Annotated in this window: 1 protein-coding gene; it reads right to left on the bottom strand. The window is 41.8% G+C overall.

What is annotated here, in order from left to right:
* Window positions 1–123, bottom strand: a 123-nt coding sequence (locus A3761_RS05765; protein ID WP_197472866.1) for a GTP cyclohydrolase I, incomplete at its 3' end; no start/stop codon positions are given.
* Window positions 124–342: the final 219 nt, after the last annotated feature.

Genomic DNA, 342 nt, shown 5'->3' with positions numbered 1-342 from the left:
CTGAGTGAGAAATTGCATAGCCTTGGCTGCACGAGTCGGTGTATCTAATAAGCCTTCGCGAGAGCTGTCTTCACCAAGACTTTCAATAATGGCTTTATAATTTTGTGATAAGGCGTCAAGCATAAGAAATACCGAAGATGTGGGAAATGCCGGATTTTACATGCTTGGAATAGCTGGGGAAAGCCTTTTCCCACTTGGTCAACCTAATTTGCAGATAGCGTTTAGCAGAAAGTAAGAGACAATTAGTACCGATCAATTGCGAATCGAATATTATCTGCTTCCGCTTTAAGAACTTGGTACATAAATGTATTGGTGCCAGCCTTTGCTTTTTCAGCTTGCAGG

This window comes from Oleiphilus sp. HI0123 (assembly GCF_001635315.1).
The sequence above is the reverse complement of the archived record's forward strand: the minus strand, read 5'-3'. Positions and strand labels throughout refer to the sequence as shown.